The organism is Caballeronia sp. RCC_10 (genome assembly GCF_041360715.1).
GTDB classification, from domain to species: Bacteria; Pseudomonadota; Gammaproteobacteria; order Burkholderiales; family Burkholderiaceae; genus Caballeronia; species Caballeronia grimmiae.
Genome location: NZ_JBFUPT010000001.1, coordinates 959,951 through 982,480, shown reverse-complemented (window position 1 = coordinate 982,480; position 22,530 = coordinate 959,951). Strand labels below are relative to the sequence as shown.

The following is a 22,530-nucleotide window of genomic DNA, read 5'->3' as shown; positions in this document are numbered from 1 at the left end:
CAGAGCGGCTTCAAACAGTTGGTTCGTCATTGTTCGTTTCGTCTTGCATGGTTGGTTGCAGCATTCTGCCGCAACCAGCCATGACTCAGCTTATCGAATCAGTGCGCCTCAAGGGTTCGCTGCGCGGACCTTACGCTCGCCCTTGACCCGCCAAACCACCCACTGAGAATTCAAAAGAGGCTGAATTATCCGGTCGGGCTGGCATTCGAAGACAACTTGTCCTCTGTCTACAAGCCGGCAATGCGCGCCCATCCGCGCAACAAACTCAAGGTTCTGCTCAACGACTACGACCGCAATTCCGTCTTGTTGGTTGATGGATTTCACCGTGTCCGCGATTTGGTCGACGATTGAAGGCTGTATCCCCTCGGACGGTTCGTCGAGCAGCAAGAGCGATGGGCGAGTAATAAGGGCGCGCGCGAGCGCAAGAATTTGTTGCTGGCCGCCGCTCAGGGAGTCCCCGCGCTCATCAGCCTTCTCACGCAGCATTGGGAAGCCCGCGTAGAGCGATTCCATCGCTTGTCTCCAGTCCGACCGCTTCGTGCCGAATGCAGCGGCTTTCAGATTATCAGCGACCGAAAGAGAGGGAAAGATATCGCGCCCTTGTGGCACATAGGCGATGCCTCTCCGCGCCCGTTGGTGCATTGGCTCACCGATAATGGACCTGCCGTCGAACAGGATATCACCGTGCTGGATACCGATGGTGCCGGCGATTGCACGCAGCAACGTCGTCTTCCCAACGCCGTTTCGACCGAGGATGGAAACCATCTCCCCGTTTCGTACGGTGAGGTCTAACCCGTGAAGTACGCTCGTTCCCCCGTAGCCGGCACGGAGACCACGAATCTCAAGCAGCATGTTGCCCATGTCGACCCAGATAGATGTCAAGAATCCGTTCGTCCCGGCGCAGCTCATCTAAGGAGCCAGACGCAAAGACATTTCCCTGATGGAAGACGGTGACAGGAACGTCGAGCGCTCTGACGAACTCCATATCATGTTCGACGACAATGACGGAAACAGACTGTCCGAGCAATTTGATGAGAGCCGCCATTCTGGCTGTCTCATCACGGGTCATGCCGGCAGTCGGCTCGTCGAGCAGAACGACGGACGGTTCTGTCGCAGCCACCATCGCAATCTCTAGCCACTGCTTCTGGCCGTGCGACAAAGAAGTCGCAATCTCATCGGCTCGTGCATCCAGTGCTAGCCAGCGAAGGAGCTGGTCGGCCCTGATGTCAGCGGACGCCCTATCCCGGAGTCGCCCGAACGCTGCAAGCCACAGATTTTCTCGCACTGATAGCTCGTCGAAGATACTGGCGACTTGCAGCTTGATTCCGAGCCCTTGCTTGACTCGGGCATGGGCTCTCATCGTGGTGATTGAGCGGCCGTCGAGTTCGATTGCGCCGCGGGTTGGCGGGAACCGACCGACAAGCAAGTTGAAGAAAGTGCTCTTACCGGCGCCGATAGGGCCAATGAGGCAATGGACGCCTCTTGGCTCAAATTTGACGGTTGCCTTCTGGACGGCCTTGACTCCGCCGAAGCGCTTCTCGAGCGCCGTCGCACCGAGTGCAGAGCCTTTTGACTCGGTGACAAACGGTAGATGCTCAAACGTAGGGGTAGCGGCGTCGCGCAGAGGGGCACGCACCTCTGGGCTGCTGCGGCCGACGAACCTCGAGAACAGCAGCCTCGTAACGGTAGGCACCACTCCGTCAGGCAGAAAGAGTACGACGGCTATGAGCACGGTGCCTAGCACTATTGGTGTCGCGTCTCCGGCGCCGCCCCCTAGTGCAAAGGAGACTGACTGTACGGCAGTTGCTCCAATGAAAGCACCCAAGAACGATACCCGACCACCTACCAGCACCCATATCACCACTTGCGCAGCTAGCGAAAGTCCGAAAACGACCGGGCTTATGAACATGGCCCAGGACGCATACAGTGCGCCGGCGAGACCGGCGACAGCACCGCCAACGCAGAACACGGCGAGCTTTCGAAGCCGGACATCGTAGCTAAGCAACTGAGCACGCAGTTCGTTCTGACGCAGGGCAGTGAGCACTCGACCGAACGGTCGATTCAGCAGCGTGTACAGGCCTGCGACAACTACAGCACAAATCACGATAACCAACGCGTATAGCTGAACGACTGTCAGTGCAGTCCCGTCTTCACCTATTGGCATCGTCACCGGAGGAACCGACGAAATCCCGTTATATCCCCCAAGCTGCGCTTCGCCGACGTGATATTTTGGGTCAGCCGTGCTCGACAAGACTGTGAAAAGCACCAGCGTCATCGCTAGCGTGATAATGCCCACGTACACATCGCCGACGTTTCCATAGAAGATGAAGTAGCCGACGACAACGGCTAAGGCGGCCGCGGCGAGCGTCCCGAGAATGACCGCGCTCAGCGTCTCGTGCGTTACAGGCAAGAGGTTAATAGCGGTCAAGCTATACACATACGCGCCGACGCCAAAAAAAGCGCCTTGCCCGAAGCTGAAAATCCCGCCATGCCCCCAAACCAAGGTTAGGCTCACTGCGAGCAGCCCGAAGAGGGCCCAGCTAGTCGCCTGCAAGGTAGCGAATTCTGGCATCGCGACGCCGAGGACTAGAAGAATTATTGTTACAGCAGTGCAAGCGAGAAGCCGGTGCCTCAGACTAACTTTTGCGTAGTTCATTACGAGGCCTCGTCAAAGCTTGCGTCGTAAGCGACCCGAAATTCCTGTTGGCATTACTCGCACGAGGCAGATGGCGAGTACGAGCAATGCGGCTTGGCCAAGAAAGGGACTGGACAGGTAGGAAACGATGTTCTCAAGGCCGCCAAGCAGGGTTGATGCGGCAGCTGCGCCGGTGAGAACGCCGGGGCCCCCCACCACCACGGTCATGAATGCCCTCGCTATGTACGCTTCGCCCATCGTCGGCATCACGCCTACCATTGGCGCCAAGAGGGCACCCGCTGCACCGGCAAGTGCCGCACCAAACATGAAGGTGAGGGCATTAACGCGTCGAGGGTCGATGCCAACAGCCGCCGCCATCTGCGGGCGCTGAACGGCCGCTCGAGCCATCACTCCGTATTTGGTACGGGTGAAGACGGCATAGACGAACGCCAACAGGCCGAGCGCGGCCGCAATTAGAACGAGGGAGTAGACCGATATCGAATAGTCGCCGAGCCGAAAACTGCCTCCCGGTGTTGCGATGCCTTGGGTCGTGGGACCAAAGGCGTAGACCGCTACCTGCGACATAATGAGGCTAAGGCCCCACGTGGCAAGCATGCTGTCGGCAAGACGTCCATACAAGTGACGAATGAGGACGCGTTCTACTATCCAACCGAATGCGGCGACGGCGAGTGTGGCAATGACCATTGCTATCGGAAGAGGCAGACCGACCCTCATTCCCGCAAGCGTCGCAAAGGCACCAAACATCAAGAACTCGCCGTGAGCGAGATTGATAATTCCCATCATCCCGAAAAGGACAGAGAGCCCCAGGGAGACCAATATGAGAATGGCGATGCTCAAGCCTATCGAGACCGCCATATTCGTAAGCCAGCCAACTGTGATAGCTTGCATCTTCAACCTCGCTGATGTTTAGATGCGCTACTTAGTGCTGGTCGATGGGGTGAACTGCTTGGCTGTATTCGGGCGTGCCTTCAGGTCACAGACTGAACGCTCGTAGCTGGGAGCGACCGCTTCCTGCTCCCCGATTATTGTGAAACCGTGGGCGTCGTTGGCCTTTGCGATGTGGACACTCTGAATGACGTGATGAGTGCCGGCATCCACGGAAACCTTGCCTGATGGACTGTCGAAGGCGGGTTGGGTTTCGAGCGCGGCGATGACTTTCTCACGGTCAGTGCTGCCCGCTTTCGCGACGGCCGACGCCCACAGATGCCACCCGTTCCACACTGCAACGGCACTGTCGGTAATGTAAGGATAGTTCGCGCCATACGCCTTACTCCAAGCGTCACGGAATTTGTCGTTCGCACTGCCCTTGAGCTCCTGGAAGTATGGGAAGGCAACAACGATGCCGTTTGCCTCATTCGGACTTAGGACAACCTGTTCGTTTCCGAGCCCGAACGTCGCCGAAACAATCTGCATTCGGTTGGACAATCCAGCAGAGGCGAATTGACGGTAGAACGCGATGTGGTTACCACCAACCAGCAGCGACACTACAACGTCCGGCTTCGCCTCTTGCAGCTTGGAAACGACCGAGCCGAACTCACTGACGTTCAATGGGATGAAGTCGACGCCGGCGACGTTCCCCCCAGCCTTTGCTACGTATTCCCTGACCCAGTCGGCAGATATGTGCCCATAATTGTAGTCAGCGGCCAGCACGTAGAACTTTTTCTTGCCGTTCTTGATAGCCCAGTCGACCAGCGGCGCAATCTGTTGAGAAGGCACTATCCCGGTAAGGAACACGTTCTTATCGCAAACCCCGCCCTCGTATTGCTCGTTATAGAAGTAGAGAGTCTTATTGCGGTCCGCGATTGGGCGAATCGCTTCACGCGAGGCGCTCGTGATACCGCCCATGATGACGGCAACGCGGTCGCGCAACGCCAGTTGATTAGCGTAAGTTGTGTATTTCGCGTTGTCGGACTGCGCGTCGTACGAGATGAGTTTGAGCGGACGACCCAGAACTCCGCCCGCATCGTTGATGGACTTGATGGCAAGCTTCGTGGCGTCGACCATCGCTTTCCCGTAGATATTGAGCCCCCCGGTTTCGTCCAAGACGCTTCCTACCAGGATTGGCTCCTTGTCAGCAGCAGATGCGGGCGCCTGCAAGCAAAGGAGTGACAATACTGCTGCCCATACAAAGGTCCGTGTCATGACCGCTCCGCGAGTCTGAGGAAAGCCAGAAGGGAATGACGCGGCAAACAGCCGCGACGCGATACCTTGGAAGGTAGCAGTGGGCTCGCCGGTCCGCTTGCCTGCCAGAGACAAGGACATAGTCCGTCGACGCCAAGTGAGGGTTATTGCGGATGCCGCGTCAAGCAGAGAAGGGGGCCGCATCATACGGGAAGACTTTGTTTTGAACGCCCAAAGAGCTTGCCGGCTGGCCGAGTGCTTCCTTTTCAGGCTGCGGCTCCTGCGTACCGACATGCGACTTCGCTGATGAGTTGGGGGGCGCACCTACAGTTGGCCCTTTCGTTCCACACACATGGCTGTCTCGCACAAGCGGTCGCCGATTGGCAACGTTAACCTGTGCACTGAAAAACCCTTGGGAGGCGGACGTGACCACATCAGATGTCAGCGAGCTCGTGAAAGGAATTGCGAAGGCGTCGGAATTGCCTCTCGCGGACGACCGGGTGACGGCAGTGACACAGATTCTGGACGTTTGGCTGAAGGCTGCGAACCAGCTGTCGCTCAAGATGAGCGCGCCAGAGTTCGCGAACCTGAGCCCCATCACCGGAATTCTCCAAACGACGAACTTCGGCGAGGTGTCGAATGCCGAATGAATTGGTAAACTACTCGATTGCTCAAGCAGCGAGGCTGATACGTAAAGGCGAGGTGAGGCCGACGGAGTTGCTGCATGCGTCGCTACGAGAGATTGAGCGCTGCAACGACACACTCCGCGCCTTCATCTCCGTGTCGGAAGACGCAGCAAGGAAAGCCGCGAAAGCGGCAGAACTGATGCTGTCGGCGGGATATGACCTTGGGCCCCTGCACGGAATACCGCTTGGCATCAAAGACAACATTAGCATCAGCGGGCAACAGACAACCGCTGGTAGCAAAATTCTGCAAGACTGGCACCCAGATAAGGACGCTACCGTAATCTCAAAGCTGAAGCGAGCCGGCTCGGTCTTTGTTGGAAAGACGAATATGCATGAGTATGCATGGGGCGGAACATCTGCCAATCCGCACTACGGACACGTGCGTAACCCGTGGAATACGAAGAAATTTCCAGCCGGCTCAAGTGGAGGCTCGGGAGCCGCAGTAGCCGCTGGCCTTTGTTACGGAGCACTCGGTACCGACACTGGGGGCTCGATTCGACTACCTTCCGCGGTCAACGGCGTGGTAGGAATTCGACCAACGTACGGTCGAGTGAGTAATGCAGGCATCATTCCGCTTGCTTGGTCGATGGACACCGCGGGCCCGATGACCCGGACCGTCGAAGATTGCGCGTTGATGTTCAATGCGATAGCTGGTCCGGACAGCGCAGACCCGGCAACGGCGCCTGTGCCGATTGACGACTATCTATCCAGGCTGTCTGTCGGAGTGCAAGGGCTGCGGATTGGAATTGTGCCTCGCTATTTTTTTACGCACATACAGCCGGACGTTAAGCGTGCGGTCGAGGGAGCTCTGAAGACGTTCGAGCAGCTGGGTGCTCATATTGTCGAAGTCGACATCCAGCACATCGAGGGCAACATCTCCGCGCAGTTGACGATAGAGTCTGCGGAACCGAGCACGTACCATCAGAAGTCGTTGCGGGATAGACCGAGTGACTACGGTGAAGATGTCAGGACCTTGCTTGAGGTAGGGGAGATGCTGCTTGCGACACACTATCTGCAGGCTCAGCGCTACCGGACATTGCTAAGAAACGAGTTCATAGAAGCCTTTAAGCGCGTCGATGTCTTCATTTGCCCGACGCTGCCGTTCACCGCCACGGAGCTTGGCGCGACCACGGTAATCATCGAGAACAATGTAGAAGAGGACATGCTGTCGGCGATTATGCAGTTCACAGGAGTAGCAAGCCTCACAGGCCTGCCTTCGCTGAACGTTCCATGCGGTTTTGACTCAGACGGCCTTCCCGTCGGAATGCAAATTATCGGAGCCCCGTTTGCGGAGTCTCGGCTTTTCTCCGTCGGTCACGCTTTCCAATCAGTGACGGACTTCCACACCCGGCGACCGGATGTGAACGCCATTCCTTGACCCAGTTCGTGCCTCTCAGAACGGGAGGCGCGGTTCCGTTCACAGTCAAGTACAGTCAGTCTAGTTCCACCCCGCAACGTACGGCCGTCTTAGCGTCAAGCAATACGCTCTGCGGGGTTACGCCAAAATGTTTCTTGAATGACCTGCTGAAGTGTGAAACGTCGCAGAACCCGAAGGTCATCGCCGCTTGAGTTACGTTCTTGACCGACCGCTCTCGCAAAGCGCAGTAGCTGGCCTTGAGTCGCTGCTGCCAAATCGCTTTCATCGGCGTTGTTCCTTGTCCGGCAAAAGCGCGAGCCAGCGTCCGCGTAGAAACATGCATCAACGATGCAATGCAATCCACGTCGAGCCCCGGATTTTCGACGTTGTCTTGGATGAAGGAGAGGGCTCTGTTGTACAACGCCGCCTGCGCAGACGGAGCGGGCGAGTCGCCCTCATGCAGTTCGACGACGGCTGCCACGAGGTCCAATATGGCTGCCGCTATCCGAGGTTCTGCATGTGAAGACTGACCCACTTCCGACGATTCGCAAGCTTCCTTAATCATTGCGCCGAGCAAAGCACGAAACCCGGTGCCGGGGCCCAGGGACGTCGCGACCAAGCGCTCTGCGCTGCCCGTTCGGCGAAGCAGAAGGTCACGCGGAAGTCGCACGATAAAAAAGGATGCAGGGGCGATTGTGTAACTAAAGGGGCGCGAAGCGTCATATAGGACGATGTCACCGGCACGCTGGACGACTCTGCTGCCATTCTGCTCGAGATGCCCCTCTCCGCGCTCGAGAAATGAGAGCCAAAGGTTGTCCTCGGGACCCCGGCGGATATCAGTGAAGTCACGGACCCAGTTATGCTCAGGCCCGGTCATTCTCGCGACGTCGAGCACGCCGATTGACCTTCCGGTCAGTTCCGCGTCGAACCGGGCTCGGTGCGGCGAATCGCTGCCCGCCGGAATGCAATGGCTGCAGACAACGTCGCGCCAATAATCGAAGCGTTGTGGCGCAGGAACGACTGACGTCGAAAACGAATATTGCATGGCAACTCCGATATTGGTCTGTCGATAGCGTTCCGAAGACCATCCACAACCACATTTATCGCATCTGTTCCACGAAGCAATGAGGGTTTGCGCTGACGCGAGATGCGATGGACGATGTGGTGCGGTGCATTCAACGGCCATCGAGAGACGGTAGGGCGCCAATATTGAAGGTGCAAGCATCTGTATCGCTCTAGGCCTACGACCGTTCGATGTCGGCGGGCGGCACGGCTACGGAACTCGTCCTGATTGATTAAACCAGCCTGTCTGGCCGGCGTGTCGAAGGACAATTTTTGTCTATGCCAGCACCGATGACGGGTGCGGGGAACCTCTAATCCGTCATGCGGTCGAGGTGTCGCTCCTCGCCGCTCCGTGCGGTCGAACGGCGTTGACACAGTACATAGGCGCGCTCACTGATGGAAATGTCACGAACCCTGTACCAACGCGAGCTTTCCTCTAAAACTTTCAATTTGCGCGCGGACACATCGTCCTATCGAGCGGACCCAACGAGAAAAGGCCGCTGAATGTTCGCCGTACGCGTGAGTGTAGCCGCTGGATTTTGTGTGCAGTCAGACCCCGTCGTCCGGGGCGGACCGTTGGTCGCACCTTTCACGGCCGCTGTTTTGTACGCCTTCTCCCACGCCTACGCCCGCGTTCGCTCTGCGCGCAAACGCCGTTTACAGACTTGCGCGTCGGCCGGAAACGCTCCACCGCATCTCCATCAAGAGGGCCGTCGACGAGCAAAGTGCTCTGATTTGTAAGCGAAAGAAAGCGCCGCAACGAATATACGTCGCCGTCGTTAGCAGGACTACATATTCAAGCGCGAATTGAATCATCGTCCTCGCGACCCTCATCAACATTGGAAAACGGTGACTGAGGCGGATGAAGCGGTGTCGCGCGGTTGATGGAATGTTGCAGTTCGAAAGACTCGACTGCCATTCCCGCTTTTAGTTCTCGTAGCGTAAGGGGAAACAACATGAACGCAAAGCGTAGCAGGGTTCACTTTCAGTTTTCGGCAGTCGCCGCCGCGGCCCTCTTGTGGGGATGCGGCGGGGGTGGAGGCGGGAGCAGTAACTCCCAGTCCACCGTTGGAGGAACGGTAGCTACGGGCGCCCCAATCGCTGATGCGCAAGTAACGGCTATGGATAGCCACGGAAAAACGGCGAGCGGGACCGCTGATGCCAACGGTGCCTACGCGCTGACGATAGCGGACTTCTCTGGCCCAGTGCTGTTGACAGCGATAGACCCGACTGGTCAACACGACCCGCTCGTCTCGGTTGTCACTTCGGCACCGGACAAGGGGAAGTCCACGACCGCAAACATTACGACGCTGACTACGGCAATCGGTGCACTCCTGACGTCAACCGGAAACGCACTGGACCTGCGGAGTCCCGCCACTCTAGCAGCCGCCACGTCGCCAGCAACTGTCTCCAAAGCATCGTCCACTTTGAATGCCGCGCTAGCAGACATTCTTAAGGTGAACGGTCTCGACCCAAGCAGCTTCAATGCTGTGACAACACCGTTCGCTGCTAACCAGTCTGGAGCCGATGCGGTCATCGAATCGGTACAGATAATCCAGAACGGCGCCGGTGCCTATCTTGTGTCGAGCGGCAATGCTGTTAGCGGTTTGCGGCTGAGCAATGCGACCGTCCCGTCGGCTGCACCGCTAGTCGCTCCGCCCGCGGCCGCAAACTATTTGGCTTTTATGCAAAGCCTTCTGCAGCAATGTCTAGCAGCGCCAGTTGCGACGCGAGCGTCCAACGCTGCCTGTACTGCCGCTGTCGACGCCAACTACAAGCAAAACGGATATCCATCAGTTTCGGGAACTCCAGGCAGCCTCGCGAATGCAGCTACGGTCGGTGCGACCGTGGGAGCGCCCGAAACGCTGATGTTTTTCAAGGACTCAAACGGGACGCAATCGGCGCTCGTACGCATTCCGTATGCACCCAGTGATGGAAGCCAAAATTCTTTGCTGACGACAGTAAGGCAGGTAGCCAATCCCATCAGCTTGGCGGACGGCACCAAGGTCTCGTGGACTATCTACGGCAACCAACGGGAATACGACGCTTCGGTTGAATCGCGGATTACCCGCCGCACCTTCCTCGACAACGAAGCGGGCGACATCGGACACTACGATGCGGGCGTCACATTCAACTTCAACCTTGCCGGGCCGAATGCAACGAACGTCGGGTCTGCACTCGTCACTGGCCCCGGGTTACCTAGCACCGGAATCTTCCTTCTGACATCGACCGCTTGCGGCGAGCAGAGCCTGGAAATTCCGGGAGTCGCACCGACGCCGCTGCCACCAGCGCCCGGACCGGCGGGTAATGTGACGACGAGCTCAACGACGCCCCTCTACAGATGGTCATGGCAGGTCTTCGACCCGGCGCAGGCATCGGCCTTTACGCCGCCAGCAAGGTACTTCTGGAGCACGTCGCAAGTCGACCTGACCAACGTGCCTTTCTATGCGACTTACACATTCACGCTGTTCGATGCAGTTGGGAATATGCTCGACCAGTTTCAAGCTACAAACCCGAATCCCGCTGTAACCGCGAACTTGGGAACGCAGGTGGAGTGGCACACGGCGACTTCCAACGACCTCCTAGCTCCGGGGGCTCCCGCAATCGGCCAAGCGACACTGACTTGGGAACGCAACCGTTATGCTCCTCCATTGTTTGGCGTTGGCCTTTATACGCAGTCGAATTCCGCCGGTGTCATCGGAACAGCCAGCGTTACCGGTGCGGCTACCAGCGCTACGCTCGTCGCCGGCAATGGAGCGACAACATGCGTAAATACTACGCCGCAGTTCCTTGCGCTTCAGCCGGGTACTTATCGATTCACGAATCTGCAGGGTCGAAACCAGCATGGAGTACGTTTCATTGACAACCTTATCTTTCGTAACGGTAGCAGTGCGCCTAACGCGTCTTAGCTACAAAGCACCAGCACTAGAAAGCGCGGGCGGGCATCGCCACTACACGGTAGTCGAACTGGCTCACGCTACTCGGTATGGCCGCCCGCCGTTTTGAGGTATTGATTCAATGCTATTCACCATTTTGAAAGTCGAGTGGAACCTCGAGGCAGTCGGCAGCGACCGCCACAGAATCGGCAGATAGACCACTCCCAACCACGGGTGGGTACAAAATCAACGGCGGCGCTAGGTGCTTTCATCGACAGAAGAATGGGCGCCGAGCGGCTCCATGACAGACATGACGCTACGGCCAACGAGCGTTATGTTGTTCGGTGACAAAGAACGTCGCTACGTCACAGATATATGTGAATGTTGCCCGGCAGAGAGTCACGAAGAATACGAACTAATTCGCGTTTCGACGAAACCGGTGGCATAGTGCTGAAATGGATACCGACCGGAGAAACACGATGGCAACACTCGACAGCTTGCAAGCCAAAATTGCGAAGCTACAAGCTCAGGCCCAAGCGATTGCTAAGAGGCAATCAACAGCAATCATCGCGCAAATTCACTCGCTCATGAACAAGCATGGCATTTCAGTGGAGGATTTGGCCGCCAATCTTGGCAGCAAGAAAGCTGTCTCCAATGCGTCGACGAAAGTGCCGTCGCGAAAGTCGGGCGCTGTGGCGAAATATAGAGACCCGAAGTCTGGGGCGACTTGGAGCGGCCATGGCCGAGCGCCGGGATGGATAGCAAGCGCGAAGAACCGCGATAGGTTTTTGATTGAAAACAGCGCAGGGAGCGCGCCGATTGGCGGCAGAAAGACGGCGAAGCCAGGCAACTATCGGCGCGGTCCGCAGCCGGCGCTGTATCGTGACCCGAAGAGTGGAGCAGAGTGGAGCGGTCGCGGCAAGGCGCCGAGCTGGCTTGCTGGCGCAAAGGACCGGACGAAGTTCCTGATTGACGGCGCTGCGCCCAAGGCTGCTGATGCCAAGGAAGGTGCGCCCACGGCTGTGACGGCAAAGAAAGCGGCGGCGAAGAAGGCGACTGCCACCGTGTCCGCAAAGAAGGGCGCGGCGAAGAAGGCGTCGGCGACGTCTGCAAAGACGACTGTGCGCAAGGGCGCTGCTGCCAAGAAGTCGACGTCCGCGGCGAAGAAGGGACCGCTGGCTGGGAGCAAGAAGGCTGCAACCAAGAAGGTCGCGGCGAAGAGGGTTGGTAGCAAAGTGGCGGTAGAGGCGGCTCCGGACCCAGCGACGTCGCCACAGGTCAGCTCGAGCGAAACGAGTGCCGCGACTTCCGCTTCATAAGCAGGACTCGACGCATACGATGGCAGTTCGCGGTAAGTAGCACACTGTCATTTTCAGCGGCACAGTCGTAAAACTTGGTCCATAGGTAGATATCCTGCAGTTGGTCATGATTAGGACGTATCCTGCCTCAAGCTCGCGTTCGCGCGTCCAATGGACTAGCTCAAAGTGAAGCGGCACCTTTGGACTCTATTGCAATCGCGAGCAAGGACAAGCTGTGTCCAAATAGAAGCAGAAAGCGGGTGACATTATCCGAGAACAAGGGAAGGAGCGATGGAGAAGTTTCCGAAATATCCCGCGCATCAAGCGTGGTCAGTCATTCACGGTTCGATGAAGGTCGAACTGGCGCTGCATGTGTTCGATGAGCCTGAGCGAACGAAAGCGCATCTATTCGCTATCGGCGGTCCCGCGGGAAAACAATTTGCTATCGTAGTCGGCGAGTACGATGCTGAGAAGAAGCGTCATGACAGGCAAAGAACGCGAATCCTACTTGAGCGATGTGCCATCCCAGACATACCGGGTGTCGAGTCGAGGTCGGGTGAACCATACAACGGGAGCCGGGTGAAGCAGAGCGACTCCAATCTCGCCGCACCCAATCAATCGTCTTGCCTGGTAGCGGACGAAGCCGCGCTCAAGTCCCTCCTGCGCTGGTACGCCGCTCGGCTGTAGGCTGTTTCCTTCTTAGAAACGAGTCGTGGGAATTGCATCGCCAATTTCGCTTGCCTGTAAGTGAACTCAGTCAGCTAACGTTTGGACGGGCTAGAGTTTTTGCCGGTAAGCTCGGGACCTTCCCCTCCCGACGTGGCGCTGTTGTTCGGCATTTCGGCTTTCACAGTTTCCGGAGCGAAGCGATAGCTCGCTTGTGCTTCGTCCCCCTGTGCCGTTTCGCTCTCAGCGGGCTTATCGGCTTGCACTGGAGGGCGCTGGTAAGCTGGCCAACGTGCCTAATGACCTTCAACAAATTTATGGTTGATATTCTCACACCCGAACAGCGTAGCGCCCGAATGGGTCGCGTACGCCAGACGGGGACTGATATCGAACTTCGACTTCGGCACGCACTTTGGGCGACCGGCCTTCGATATCGCGTCAAAGCTGCTGCTTTCCTACCTGGCAGGCCCGATATTGTATTTGTCTCCGCCAAGGTGGCAATCTTCGTTGACGGGTGTTTTTGGCATGGATGTCCGCTTCATGGCACGAGACCTGCCACTAATGCGACTTTCTGGGCTCGGAAAATCGAACGAAACCAACAGCGAGACCGACAGGTCGATGACAAGTTAATGGCAGCCGGTTGGCGCATCATCCGATTGTGGGAACACGAGGTAAAGAAGAACCTTGATGGGTGCGTGAAAAGGATACAAGAGGTGCTTCAAACCGCGGTTAGATAGGCGCGCTGATTGAGGAATCCTTCTACATCGTCGAGCACGAATGCTAGCAAGCTACTTACGCGCTCGTAGTCGCGAATAAGTTCGCTCGCAGTCAGGTCTTTGCCGTACTCGCCGAAGGATTCCGCGCCGTGGGCGAGACGGTTTCGGGCCACCATGATGGCGTTCAGTCGCTCCTCTTTGTACGCGTTGCTTGTTTTAATCCCGAACTCCGTTAGTTTTTCACGTATCTTTTTGGCATCTACGTTACCGTTGAACACTTTTGCCTTGTCGAAAGTGCAGCCAATGATGTCGGTGGTAATTACTACCAGCCTATCAGTCAGCTTTTCTGCAGCCACATTCTTGACGTTCGCGAGTACCGCTACCTTTAGGCAAGTGGTCAGTGAGTCAAACGCGACATTCCGCACTTGCAACTCGTCGAATATGGCCTCTACCACGTTGGTCATGGTCGATTCAACCAGGTTGTAGAGCAACAACATTGCGGCGGCCTTCATTGTGGGCGGCAGTCCCTTCGGGACGATGTTGTCCTTCGCCTCGGCGCCTTCGAGCCAGTCGAGATAGCTTTTGATTTCGATACATCGCTTATCGAAATCGGCACGAACAGAAAGCATTTTTATACGCGCAGAAGTTGGTCCCGAACGAATTCGATGCGAGCTTTGACCTTGGGCCGTGAATTGCTCGCATCAGAAACGGTATGTTTTGAAAAGTCGTCTGAAGCCAACCATTCGGTAACTTCCTGCTTAGACGACTTGAGTCTCGGATTTGTCTGCTGAGCTAGCGTCACGCCGACTGATATGGCTTCGAAACGGACTCGTGGGACCGATGAGTTGGCTGGTGACTTTCGAAAGCCGAAGGGGAAATTGTCGCGAACAAACTCAAGCATGGAAGTGAAACGTGCAAGCAACTTGTCCCTGTCAAACTGGTTCTGATGGTCCTTCAGGTAGCTATCCAGAAAGCTTCGTACGCTGTGATTGAATTGTTCATAGCGGTCGGCGTATGCAAAATAGCGAAGCACCATTTCTTCTGCTTCTTCCCTTCGTTGCTTGCGGAAGGAAATCGGGCAGACTTCGTTGAAAAGCGGGAGCGCGGCGCATTCCGCAATGAAGTCATAGAATGGTCCCGTAAAGATGCCCTTGCGCTTCTCCATGGCCTTGAGTTCGTCGCTGCCCGTATTGATTCTTTCAAATATGTCTCGTCTGACGGTCTCGGTCGCTTTTTCAGACAGCTCAATCACGCGAATGGGCCGTCGCTTGAACTTTCTCTGACGTGAGAGTTCGATATCCGAAAATCGGAAACCATTCAGTTTTGAGAGCTTCTCCAAGCCGTCGAGAATCAGGTCGTTGTTCAGAAACGCCGCAAGGGTGCGGATGCGCTGGGAACCGTCGACGATTTCCACGCGACCTTCGTCCGAATGAATGTCTTTTGCCAACGACGCCGTGAACACATAGGGTATCGGGAGACCAAGCATCACCGACTCGATGAACTTGCTTTGACGGTCCGAGTTCCATACAAAGTCACGCTGGTAGGTCGGAACAAAGAGCTCGTTGGCGTCCTCGGGCTCTCCTTCGAGGTACTTCTGCACAATGAGTTCTACCGTGTATTCCTTCGTTTCGTAGTCGACGTCGGTTTGAAGCTCTCGGACCTGCGCTTCGGCGGACGTTTTGTCTTCTTCCGTGATTATGCGAAGCTGGTTTCGTGCCGTGGTTGCCATGTCAAATAGTTTCGAAATATTCGGTGCCTCATACTTACGTGCGAGCATCGACGTTAGTCCCCAAGCAGCTGTAGCTGCCATTCCGCCCGTGGCGGTATCTCGCCGCCTAGCAGTTCAACATGGCGTTCCACGGCAGCGATAAACGCGTCGTCGAATCGGAGTTTCGCGCGCCGCGTTCTGGTCAAGAAGCCGAGTGTCGCTCGCAGGGAAAGCGGGTCGCCCTCATCCTTCAAGAATTCAGAGAGGGAAGGCGGTCGATGTCCCAATGGGTCGACACCAATGGATACTTGATACCTCCGCTTGCCATCAAAGCGCGCGGCGCGTGGAATTCGACCTGACGCCGGAAACTCACCGTCCATTCGCCCGTCATAGACGCCGGGATTAGCCAACCGTTGGCCCAACCATTGGGCAACCGGGACGCTGACCGCGCTTCCGACGAGACTCCAGCGAAAGGACCGTCGGACGGCTTTCTCGGCGGGCTCAGTCCACCCCGCTGTAAATCCCTGCAATCTTTCCGCGTCGCGAATACTCGGTTTGACGATTTTTCCATCTGGCAGTAGCACCGCAGGTGGCGATGGAATGCCAATCGTCGAGCCGTTCTTAAGCGTCGGGATGCTGTCTACGGCCCATCCAAGCCCCGTCAGTCCTTCCGTCCAATAGAAGCCATGTGCAAGCCGACCCACGTCGGTCCTTGGACGAATCAGCGTGTTTTCGTCGACAAGGAGCACCTCTGCAGGGTCGATGTCGCGTGAAGCCACCATGAAGACCCGTTCCCTTCGCTGCGGTAGCCCAAATGCAAAGGTATCGACGACGCGATACGCCCAGCGATATCCGCGCCGCTCGAATTCGTCGGTGATTGCCCGCATCGCTGCGCCTCCGTTCAACTGCAGCATGAACGGCACGTTCTCGATTACGACGGTCGCGACCCGTCGTCGCGACAGCAGACGGAATACTTCCGCTATGAGCCGTGACTTCTGACCGTCAAGGCCAGCCCCACGACCGGCTTGGCTCAGGTCCTGGCATGGGAAGCCAGCACAGATTGCGTCTATACCGGACGGCAAGGACTTTAACGTGGTTATGTCGGAATGGTATGGCACATCGGTGAATTGGCGCTTCAGCACTGCTTCGGCGCCGGCATTAACGTCGCAGAGCAGCTCGGTGCGGTGCCCGGCGTTCGCCATACCAACCTCAAACCCGCCAATCCCGGCAAAGAGTCCTGCAAATCTCATTTCTTCGTTTGTCGCTATTTCCGGTCGAGGTTAACGGTCATACCGGAACCATGCCGCGTTTGTGGACACGTTCGCCCAGATACCGGGTCACCCGGCGCCATCCGGAAGGATACTCGAGTTTGCGCACAGGCCTAAGACTTTTTGGTGGGGTTCGTAACCTGCATTACCGTCCAGCCGACGCGTCGCGGCATCAGCATGAGACGAGAGAATCTCGGCCAAATGTAGAACTTGGCTCATACGCTCCCGCTCGGCCAATCCAAAGCGGGAGCGCGTGTACGCTCCGTGGTCTATATCAGCCCATGTTTGTGCGCGTGGTCACGTGCCGCGAAGAGGACGCGCTGTGGACGTCTCGCCGCTTGAAAGCTGTCAATGAGCAATGTCGTTCCGGGGAATCCGTCCGCACATTTTTCCAAGGCGGCCTGTCGCGACCAGAACGGATGGACGAGAACATATCGACGCGAAGCCTTGCGTTCCCTTATCGTCGGTAACCGAAGGGGGCCAACGGGAGTCAGGTCGTAAAGGTCCGGACTCAGGCCCGCAATCTCTTCTGCCGAGCGTCGGGCCAAATCCGGCCAGTCGGCAAGTTCGGGCGAAGCGGTCCACTTGCCGTCAAGGCCCGCCGTCGACGACGCGTCGAGAAATACGCGGAGCATTGACAGTCCGAGTCGCCAGTCGAGCAAACCGTGATAGGCCCGGTTGCCATACCGCTGCATGCACTCGTAGCAAGCCTGAGAGCAAGTCCCTCGATGCGTCGCATGAAAATAGGGCGCGACGAGGCTATCCGATAGCGGCGTTTGGACTATCGACTTCGTCAGCCTCACGATGAGCGCGGGATTGCCACTGGCGAGGCGATTAGAGAATCCGGCGCCGTTCACGAGAAAATCAGCAATTTGCAGCAACGGCTTGCCGTTGCGCAGCCGCGGCTCCAGCGCCTCGAATTCGTCGGGCGCGATGTCCAGTTCGAGTGAGGCCCGCTGCATCAAAAGATGGGTGGCGCTAATCAGCGCTGCACGAACCGAGGTGTCTGCGAAATCGCGACCGACTCGGCCAATATCCAGCCCTTCCGGGACCCGGGTGGGCGTGAGATACACGGCGTCCGTTTTTTTGCGAGCCATCAGTCGGACCGATTCATCGACCAAGTCCGTGTTACGACTCACTGCGCCGCGCGCATCAAGTTCGGCAAACCGCTCTTCGGTGATTAGTTGGCCACCCACCAGCCATTTTCGGTTCCCCGGTGCGGGCACTCGGTGGTCGATAGTCGGGACCATGGCGAACGGCTGGGCGATACCGGAATCATCGAGCTCACCCTGGTTGAGCCGAAGCACGCGTGCGTCCGACGTCGTGCCTACGGACATGTTTGAACCGGGTACGTCGTCCAGCGTCACGTTTGAGGCCTCTGTCGTCGTGACACGCCGGAACACCGGAGCCAGCTCGCCTTCCTCGACGGACTTCGGACGGAGGTCGGTGGTAAAAGCAACAGGACTGGTATATCTCGCGAATCGTTCGACCGGAATGTCGCCTTTGCAATCCACACATTGAACGCTTTCGACTGGAAGGTCGGCAAAACTTGACACTGCGCCGCACGACTCGCAAAAGGCGATGTAACGGACCTCTGCCCTCCATGAGCCGAACGATGTCGCCCGATTCGACTGGCCGTCGGGCTCTCGTAGCGCAGGCGAGAACCCAATGGATTCATGCTTCCGTTTGTCGCGGACCAGAGAACGACCCGGTGCAAATTCATAGACCGCGATATCGAGGTCTCGGTCAACGGTTGCAAATTCAGGATTGTTCTCCTCATTGTTCTCGATGCCGACGTACAAGTCGCGCACCCTTGTTGGCATGCCGTACATCGGGAGCAGACCCTGCTCGGCAAGAAATTGTGCAAGCGGGAGTGAACTTCCTGACCCTTCTCCGGCGAATGACCAGACGTGGTCCCCGAAGCGTCGGAGCGTCATTGCATCTTTCATGGCCTTGGCTTGCACTTTGTCCAAATCCGAAAGGGCATCAATGACCCGGTCCCTGGTTGCAATTGTGGCCAACAGTGCTCCCTCAAGACGCTTGCGCCAGTTGCCAGCGGCCGCATAGAAGACGGAAGCCGGTGGAAACTCACCATGGGTGTCGGACAGGTCATCGCCGGGATACGCAGGACCGTCCTCGTCCCGCAGGCGCGAAAACGCGGCAGCAAGCCAGGCTTTCCGCACAATCCGTTCGACAATCACGATGTGCCCGGTAGTCAGGAACGGTGGAGGCGGAACATCACCGGTAATCCGCTTTGGATTGCGGAAGTAATGGAGGTCATGACTTCGGCTTCGGCAGAGCGTGACAACCATCGAGAATGCCTGACCACGCCGACCTGCACGGCCAACTCTCTGCTGATAGTTAAATCGTTGCGGCGGCATGTTCGCCTGATAGACCGCCTGCAATGCACCGATATCAATACCAACCTCCATCGTCGTTGTCACCGACAGAAGGTCAATTTCGTTGACACGCTTGAAGAGTTCAAAGTCGGGCGTCTTCTTTTCCCCGACAAAAATTCCCTTGAAGGCTCTCAGCCGGGCGGCGGGGGAGCCGGTTTGCCCCGTCAGCTCCTCGCAATGTAACCGGAAGGCTGATTCGTCGCTACGTTCCGAACGCGTCGTTCGCCGTGCGAGGAAGTTTGATTCCCAAAGTTGTTCGACATTGCCGTCTCGGTCCGCCGGCAAGGGCTCAAGGCAACGGGTGCACATGCCTGTGCCGCGATGAAGGTGAACCCGGCCGCAGTTCTTGCAACGATAGAAGGGGTCTCCTCGTTGGCTGAGTCTGACGTAAAGTTTGCTGAGCTCCACGATACCGTGTGCATGGTCGAGCGTTCTAAATTTCTGGAGCACGTCGTCGAGCTCCACGACAGGCGCTACGGGTGCGCTGGCGCGTGCGAACTTAGAAATGCGATGTCTTGCGCCAAACTCACGCGCGTCGTCGACATGGGCCGCTTCGTCCGACCAACGGTTTCCCGCGACACGATACGCGTCTGCGAATACGCGCAAATAGGCGTCAAGCCGGTTCGAATCGGCAGTCTGGCTAGCGGTCATTGACGGATAGCCGATGCCCGTTTCCTCGAGCGCGAAGTAGGTCTTCGAGAACAGCACTTCGTACGTCAGTGGACGTTGGTCCTCACGAATCTCGGCTCGAGCTTCGCCAGCTTCACCACTGTCGCTGTGTGCTGGCCATTCTGGCTTTCCACTTGCGCCGGCAGGTACGACCCACCGGTTCCATGGCTGTTTCCGGATTAGCCCGATTCCCGCGGCGTCCGTCGGGTGAATGCCTAGCTCGACATGTCGTCGAAGATAGGAGCCGAGCTGACTTGAGCTCAGCAATACTGGCTCGATGACTTCGGCGAGCGCGACCCGTGACGGGTCGATTACAAGCTGCAGCTTCGCGAGCTCATCGGAGAGTCTCTTCAGTTCGACGAAATCCCCCTTGGCCAGTGCCTCGCTAGCCTGCTTCTCCTTCTCCTTGCGCGCTTCACCGGAGGGTCGCTCAGCGACGGCCGACTTCAGCGCTTCAATGAGCATCTGCCGGCGGGTGTCCTGATGGTGCCGGCGCTCGATGTCCAGTGCGGCTCGGGCCGCGTCCTGGCGGCTGTCGGAAAAGACCACGGACTTGGGCGTGCGACCACTCACCTTTAGCGCTGAAAACAGTTCGGTCGCCAGCAACTGCGAAGTTTTCGCGAAGCCGGTACGAAAACTTCGCAGGGGTGACATTGCCCCCATCCCCGGCCTGCGTCTGCTGTAGTCGGTTCCGCACGCAGGGCAACAGCGTGGTGAGGCCGACCCAGGCGCCTTGGTCACACGGTCCGATTGATTTATGTGGAAGAGCCGACCGGCAAGACGCGAATTGTCGGAAGAAGGAACAGGTGTCACCATCGCGTTGCGCGTATCGAGAGACGCTTCGTCCCATTGTTCGTGCTTGGTTTCTCCGTCTTTGGGCTGAGTGCTCTGGGGCCAGAAAATGGCGTATTCGTTGTAGCTGAGATTCTCGTAGTTGGTAATCGCAGCTGCTTCAGGTAGCTGTTCCAAATTTGGTGCAGTCGTCAACAGTTCTGTCGACCGCGAGTTGTCGTCGGCATTTCGACGGCCACCGACAAACAGTTCTCCGCAGGCCTCGCAGTAGACGAGCTCAAATAGTCGCCTCGTCAAACCATCATCGCACTGAGCGTGAGTGTGGCCACGCTCGACCGAGAGCCCATCGAAGTGAAGCTTGCCGTTGCTGTCTCGATAGGGTGCGGCGAACATGCCCTCAATACTTCGGAAAAAGGAATGGAGGCGGACGCTTGGAAGTCCATCTGGAACTGTGATGCCGTAAAGCTCAGGTTTCGATACAGTGTCAGCGAGGCCGCGCAAGATGCACAAACCTCGAACGGCTTGTTCGCCTTCGGCGTCATCGCTTCCAAACAAGCGTCGGGCAATTTCGCTGACCGAAGTAGCACGAAGCGCCGTTGAATGTTCGTCATCAGTCGTGCAGGCGTGGACGATTGCGGATGATGCAGCAGCAATCACCTGGGGCAGAGACGCTGCGACATCCGTTGGACGTGTGTCTATTCCCAACGACCTTGCGACACTCACGATGGCGGCGTCGAGGTCAGACGTTCGCTCGGTCACTTGAGCGGCGAAATCGGACCCGTTGACGTCCAACACCCTGGCGAGGTCCACGAACGGTCGTGTAGCGAGTGGCAAGGCGCCTTCAAAGCGCTGTGTCAGTTGCCTGCCGCGAACGATTGCAGTCCGCCAATCCGTGGATGTACCAAACCCGGAATCACCCGGTGCGCGCGCAGTGCCAAAGCTGCCGAAGAAGTCAAACAGATATTGGAGACTGACTTCCGCGTCAGGGCCCTCATCGGGCAAGGATGCACTCGAGGCGAGGATTCTGACCTTGTGACGATGTTCCGGTCTATCCAGACCCAGCTTCGCGAAGAGGCTCCTCAGCAGTCCAACGACTTCCATCCCGGCTGAGCCTCGAACCAGGTGGAGCTCATCCATGACCAGAAAGAAGTAGGCATCGTCGTTTGCTTCGAGCCATCTGCGGGTCGACGTGAAGATGGGCTCATCGACCTCGCGTATCAGCATTGTCGCGAGCATCGACGTGTTCGTAATGAGGATGTCCGGCGGGGTTGCCTGCATGTCCCAACGCGTGACCATCTCCGCCCCGTCGAGTGAGGGGAAAAGGAAGCGGGTGGACTCGGGAGCCGTTTGGCCAGCCCTGAGCGCATCGGTGAGTTCGCGCGCATCGTGTTCGCGAGCGAGCGCTTGCGTCGTTGCAATTTCGCTCATCCGGCTGCGCATGGTGTCCATGCGGTCCGCGCGCTTGCGCTTTTCCTTGGCGGTGTTTGCCCTGCGCGGATGGTTGAGGTGGCCAGTAACCGGCGCGGCGCCAGTGTATCGGCCAAAGAAAATGCGATTTCCGCCAAATCGTTCATCCATGACGGCCGCAGCGTCATCGGAATCGAGCGCGCGGCGAAGCCGCGTCATCTGGTCCTCGACCAGCGCGTTCATTGGATAGATGAGCAAGGCGCGGACGGCTTTGGGACGGCCCGGACTTTCCGTGGACCGCTGCGCGACGAATTCCTTTCCGGTGTCCCTGTACCATTCGTTTGAGAGTTTCGCCCGTGGTGCGGGCCATCGTATGGCTTCCTGAGCGATGGTCGCGAAGATGGGCAGCATGAAGGACTCGGTCTTTCCCGAGCCGGTCCCGGACGTCACGATTCCCGGTGCACCTGGACGCGCGCCGCGCTCGAGCATTTGCCATTGATGCAGATAGGGGCGCACCGCACTCGTTCGCCGCACATCCTCTTTGCCGGACGATTGGCCGGGGAACAATCCGGACAACGCGAGTTCGACAAAGGCGCGCCTCGCCTCATGGGAAAAGGCACGTACGGGGCTGCCGGCTTCGAGTTGGACGAGGTCTTGGAGGAAATACGCCACCTGCTCATAGCGCGGCACAGGCTCGAGAAAGGGCTCGGTCGTCAAAGTACCATGCCGGGTAAGCAATGCACGTCGTGCGGCCGACACCGAATCGTCTCGAATCCGAAACGCGGTTTCCAAGTAAGACAGGAAGAATTCGCGGATTCTATGTGTGGCGCCTATTGGGTCGAGCATGTC

At 57.6% G+C, this 22,530-nt stretch carries 15 protein-coding genes; 6 read left to right on the top strand and 9 right to left on the bottom strand.

From position 1 onward, the window contains the following. Positions 1-108: 108 nt before the first annotated feature. The 4 genes from AB6804_RS04565 to AB6804_RS04550 are packed head-to-tail and all read right to left on the bottom strand — an operon-like array spanning position 109 to position 4,798. Positions 109-852, bottom strand: a complete 744-nt coding sequence (locus AB6804_RS04565) for an ABC transporter ATP-binding protein (RefSeq protein ID WP_370885422.1) — start codon at positions 850-852, stop codon at positions 109-111. Beyond that, on the bottom strand, positions 842-2,656 hold the full coding sequence (locus tag AB6804_RS04560) for an ATP-binding cassette domain-containing protein (protein ID WP_370885380.1): 1,815 nt from the start codon (positions 2,654-2,656) through the stop codon (positions 842-844). Before AB6804_RS04560 ends, AB6804_RS04565 begins: the two co-directional genes overlap by 11 nt. 12 nt (positions 2,657-2,668) lie before the next feature. Beyond that, positions 2,669-3,544, bottom strand: coding sequence for a branched-chain amino acid ABC transporter permease (locus AB6804_RS04555; RefSeq protein WP_370885379.1), 876 nt, complete (start codon positions 3,542-3,544; stop codon positions 2,669-2,671). Between the two features lie 27 nt (positions 3,545-3,571). Continuing rightward, complete coding sequence (locus tag AB6804_RS04550) at positions 3,572-4,798, bottom strand: ABC transporter substrate-binding protein (protein ID WP_370885378.1); 1,227 nt, start codon at positions 4,796-4,798, stop codon at positions 3,572-3,574. Between the two features lie 359 nt (positions 4,799-5,157). Here AB6804_RS04550 and AB6804_RS04545 point away from each other — a divergent pair, with 359 nt between their 5' ends. Both AB6804_RS04545 and AB6804_RS04540 read left to right on the top strand, forming a co-directional pair. Further along, a complete protein-coding gene (locus AB6804_RS04545; RefSeq protein ID WP_370885377.1) occupies positions 5,158-5,427 on the top strand; it encodes a hypothetical protein in 270 nt (89 codons plus the stop codon). Next, a complete protein-coding gene (locus AB6804_RS04540; RefSeq protein WP_370885376.1) occupies positions 5,417-6,841 on the top strand; it encodes an amidase in 1,425 nt (474 codons plus the stop codon). The genes AB6804_RS04545 and AB6804_RS04540 overlap by 11 nt, the downstream gene beginning before the upstream one ends. A gap of 55 nt (positions 6,842-6,896) precedes the next feature. Here AB6804_RS04540 and AB6804_RS04535 read toward each other — a convergent pair whose 3' ends face one another. After that, on the bottom strand, positions 6,897-7,865 hold the full coding sequence (locus tag AB6804_RS04535) for a helix-turn-helix domain-containing protein (RefSeq protein ID WP_370885375.1): 969 nt from the start codon (positions 7,863-7,865) through the stop codon (positions 6,897-6,899). A gap of 1,138 nt (positions 7,866-9,003) precedes the next feature. On the opposite strand from AB6804_RS04535, the gene AB6804_RS04530 reads away from it, so the two are divergent. The 4 genes from AB6804_RS04530 (at position 9,004) to AB6804_RS04515 (ending at position 13,459) form a co-directional block, all read left to right on the top strand. Then, a complete protein-coding gene (locus AB6804_RS04530; RefSeq protein WP_370885374.1) occupies positions 9,004-10,791 on the top strand; it encodes a hypothetical protein in 1,788 nt (595 codons plus the stop codon). A gap of 446 nt (positions 10,792-11,237) precedes the next feature. Beyond that, positions 11,238-12,077: an H-NS histone family protein gene (locus AB6804_RS04525; RefSeq protein ID WP_370885373.1), complete on the top strand. Its 840-nt coding sequence runs from the start codon at positions 11,238-11,240 to the stop codon at positions 12,075-12,077. 270 nt (positions 12,078-12,347) lie between these two features. Further along, positions 12,348-12,743 carry a hypothetical protein gene (locus AB6804_RS04520; RefSeq protein WP_370885372.1) on the top strand — a complete coding sequence of 132 codons (396 nt, stop codon included), beginning with the start codon at positions 12,348-12,350 and terminating at the stop codon, positions 12,741-12,743. Positions 12,744-13,021: 278 nt separating this feature from the next. Beyond that, positions 13,022-13,459 carry a very short patch repair endonuclease gene (locus AB6804_RS04515; RefSeq protein ID WP_370885371.1) on the top strand — a complete coding sequence of 146 codons (438 nt, stop codon included), beginning with the start codon at positions 13,022-13,024 and terminating at the stop codon, positions 13,457-13,459. Here AB6804_RS04515 and AB6804_RS04510 read toward each other — a convergent pair. From AB6804_RS04510 to AB6804_RS04495, 4 genes are all read right to left on the bottom strand, one after another. Continuing rightward, entirely contained in the window at positions 13,441-14,067 is a 627-nt protein-coding gene (locus AB6804_RS04510; RefSeq protein WP_370885370.1) for an MAE_28990/MAE_18760 family HEPN-like nuclease, read from the bottom strand. The genes AB6804_RS04515 and AB6804_RS04510 overlap by 19 nt on opposite strands. 2 nt (positions 14,068-14,069) lie before the next feature. Then, positions 14,070-15,167: a DUF262 domain-containing protein gene (locus tag AB6804_RS04505; protein ID WP_370885369.1), complete on the bottom strand. Its 1,098-nt coding sequence runs from the start codon at positions 15,165-15,167 to the stop codon at positions 14,070-14,072. 53 nt (positions 15,168-15,220) lie between these two features. Further along, the gene (locus tag AB6804_RS04500; protein WP_370885368.1) at positions 15,221-16,396 is read right to left on the bottom strand and encodes a DNA cytosine methyltransferase; all 1,176 of its coding nucleotides are present in this window, start codon (positions 16,394-16,396) and stop codon (positions 15,221-15,223) included. Between the two features lie 287 nt (positions 16,397-16,683). Beyond that, positions 16,684-22,527 carry a DEAD/DEAH box helicase gene (locus AB6804_RS04495; protein WP_370885367.1) on the bottom strand — a complete coding sequence of 1,948 codons (5,844 nt, stop codon included), beginning with the start codon at positions 22,525-22,527 and terminating at the stop codon, positions 16,684-16,686. Between the last annotated feature and the right edge of the window lie 3 nt (positions 22,528-22,530).

What these genes read in the sequence shown, in the direction of transcription:
- AB6804_RS04520 (WP_370885372.1), top strand. Translation starts at nt 12,348, where the DNA reads ATGGAGAAGTTTCCGAAATATCCCGCGCATCAAGCGTGGTCAGTCATT.
- AB6804_RS04555 (WP_370885379.1), bottom strand. Translation starts at nt 3,544, where the DNA reads ATGCAAGCTATCACAGTTGGCTGGCTTACGAATATGGCGGTCTCGATA.
- AB6804_RS04560 (WP_370885380.1), bottom strand. Translation starts at nt 2,656, where the DNA reads ATGAACTACGCAAAAGTTAGTCTGAGGCACCGGCTTCTCGCTTGCACT.
- AB6804_RS04505 (WP_370885369.1), bottom strand. Translation starts at nt 15,167, where the DNA reads ATGGCAACCACGGCACGAAACCAGCTTCGCATAATCACGGAAGAAGAC.
- AB6804_RS04565 (WP_370885422.1), bottom strand. Translation starts at nt 852, where the DNA reads ATGCTGCTTGAGATTCGTGGTCTCCGTGCCGGCTACGGGGGAACGAGC.
- AB6804_RS04540 (WP_370885376.1), top strand. Translation starts at nt 5,417, where the DNA reads ATGCCGAATGAATTGGTAAACTACTCGATTGCTCAAGCAGCGAGGCTG.
- AB6804_RS04500 (WP_370885368.1), bottom strand. Translation starts at nt 16,396, where the DNA reads ATGAGATTTGCAGGACTCTTTGCCGGGATTGGCGGGTTTGAGGTTGGT.
- AB6804_RS04530 (WP_370885374.1), top strand. Translation starts at nt 9,004, where the DNA reads ATGGATAGCCACGGAAAAACGGCGAGCGGGACCGCTGATGCCAACGGT.
- AB6804_RS04535 (WP_370885375.1), bottom strand. Translation starts at nt 7,865, where the DNA reads ATGCAATATTCGTTTTCGACGTCAGTCGTTCCTGCGCCACAACGCTTC.
- AB6804_RS04510 (WP_370885370.1), bottom strand. Translation starts at nt 14,067, where the DNA reads ATGCTTTCTGTTCGTGCCGATTTCGATAAGCGATGTATCGAAATCAAA.
- AB6804_RS04525 (WP_370885373.1), top strand. Translation starts at nt 11,238, where the DNA reads ATGGCAACACTCGACAGCTTGCAAGCCAAAATTGCGAAGCTACAAGCT.
- AB6804_RS04550 (WP_370885378.1), bottom strand. Translation starts at nt 4,798, where the DNA reads ATGACACGGACCTTTGTATGGGCAGCAGTATTGTCACTCCTTTGCTTG.
- AB6804_RS04495 (WP_370885367.1), bottom strand. Translation starts at nt 22,527, where the DNA reads ATGCTCGACCCAATAGGCGCCACACATAGAATCCGCGAATTCTTCCTG.
- AB6804_RS04515 (WP_370885371.1), top strand. Translation starts at nt 13,022, where the DNA reads ATGACCTTCAACAAATTTATGGTTGATATTCTCACACCCGAACAGCGT.